Below are 1,556 nucleotides of genomic sequence, written 5' to 3' on the forward strand. Positions count from 1 at the left end.
GTCTTGCAGTGGACGCAGTTCTGGGCGTTGATGACGTAGGTCTCCTGCCCGTCCTTCTCGACCCACTCGTAAACACCGGCAGGACAGTAGCGCGTCGAGGGACCGGCGAAGATGTCGTGCTCCGACGACTTCTGCAGCGCCATGTCCTTGACCTTCAGATGAACAGGCTCGTTCTCCTCGTGATTGGTGTTCGACAGGAACACCGAGGAGAGACGGTCGAAGGTCAGCACGCCGTCGGGCTTGGGGTAGTCGATCGGCTTGTGCTTGGCAGCCGGCTCCAGCGATGCGGCATCGGTCTTGCCGTGGCCGAGCGTACCGAAGAAGGAGAAGCCGAGGAGCTGGTTGGTCCACATGTCGAGACCGCCGAGGGCGACGCCGATCGCCGTGCCGAACTTCGACCACAGCGGCTTGACGTTGCGGACCTTCTTCAGGTCCTTGCCGATGTCGCTTGCGCGCCATTCGTTCTCGATCTCGATGACCTCGTCATTGGCTCGGCCTGCGGCGATCGCCTCGGCAATCCTGTCGGCCGCCAGCATGCCTGAGAGCACGGCGTTGTGGCTGCCCTTGATGCGGGGAACGTTGACGAAGCCGGCGGAGCAGCCGATCAGCGCACCGCCCGGGAAGGTCAGCTTCGGCACCGACTGGTAACCGCCCTCGGTGATGGCGCGGGCGCCATAGGACAGGCGCTTGCCGCCCTCGAAGGTCGTGCGGATAACAGGATGCGTCTTGAAGCGCTGGAATTCCTCGAAGGGGTAGAGATAGGGGTTCTTGTAGTTCAGGTGCACCACGAAGCCGACGGCAACGAGGTTGTCTTCCAGATGATAGAGGAACGAACCGCCGCCGGTCTTCATGCCGAGCGGCCAGCCGAAGGAGTGCTGCACGAGGCCTTGGCTGTGGTTCTCCGGCTTGACCTGCCAGAGCTCCTTGATGCCGATGCCGAATTTCTGGGGTTCGCGATCCTTTTGCAGGTCGAACTTGGCGATGAGCTGCTTGGCGAGCGAGCCGCGGACGCCCTCGCCGATCAGCGTATATTTGCCCAGCAGCTCCATGCCACGGGTGAAATTCGGGCCGGGTTCGCCGTTCTTCTCGACGCCCATGTCGCCGGTGGCGACACCGATGACGGCGCCGGCGTCGTTGTAGAGCACTTCGGTGGCGGCGAAGCCCGGATAGATCTCGACGCCCAAGGCTTCCGCGTGGCCCGCCAGCCAGCGACAGACGTTGCCGAGCGAGACGATGTAGTTGCCGTGATTGCTCATCAAAGGCGGCATGGCGAAGTTCGGCAGACGGATCGATCCGGCCGGGCCAAGCAGCAGGAAGTGGTCGTCCTTGACTTCGGTCTTGAACGGATGGTCGGTCTCTTCGCGCCAATCAGGCAGCAGGCGGTCGATGCCGATGGGATCGACGACCGCACCCGACAGGATATGCGCGCCGACTTCAGCGCCCTTCTCCAGCACGACGACCGAGAGTTCGGGATTGACCTGCTTCAACCTGATCGCAGCCGAAAGGCCGGCAGGACCGCCGCCGACAATCACGACGTCGAATTCCATGCTCTCGCG

General features: G+C 63.0%; 1 protein-coding gene. It reads right to left on the reverse strand.

The window, feature by feature from the left end:
• Positions 1 to 1,556 (reverse strand): 4Fe-4S dicluster domain-containing protein (locus ACIQUB_RS31450; protein ID WP_402935924.1); only part of this gene is annotated, 1,556 nt, incomplete at both ends.

Source organism: Rhizobium sp. NPDC090275 (assembly GCF_044772225.1).
Classification (GTDB): Bacteria; Pseudomonadota; Alphaproteobacteria; order Rhizobiales; family Rhizobiaceae; genus Rhizobium.